Genomic DNA, 240 nt, shown 5'->3' on the forward strand with positions numbered 1-240 from the left:
CTTCAGCAAGCACATCTAAAATAGACATCGTATCATCAAAGTTATAACGACCCGGCTTTTGCACTGCTCCCATAATACGAACAACACGCTCTTTAGGGGTACGTAACCAATCTTTGTCTTTTTCTGGAATAAATATTGTGTCGCCGGGTAACACATGAGGAAATAACGTTTCATCGCCAGTTTCAAAATACATCGCTAAATCAAGTTTACTCACTCGAGCGCGATTACCATTACGGTGCG

1 protein-coding gene is annotated in these 240 nt (G+C 41.7%); it reads right to left on the reverse strand.

Annotation, left to right across the window (positions count from 1 at the left end; genetic code table 11):
• Positions 1-214: hypothetical protein (locus SB751_RS34780; protein WP_410749588.1), on the reverse strand; the 214-nt coding region annotated here is incomplete at its 3' end.
• Positions 215-240 lie beyond the last annotated feature (26 nt).

The sequence above is a fragment of the Cupriavidus sp. SIMBA_020 genome (assembly GCF_046535395.1).
Classification (GTDB): domain Bacteria; phylum Pseudomonadota; class Gammaproteobacteria; order Burkholderiales; family Burkholderiaceae; genus Cupriavidus; species Cupriavidus campinensis.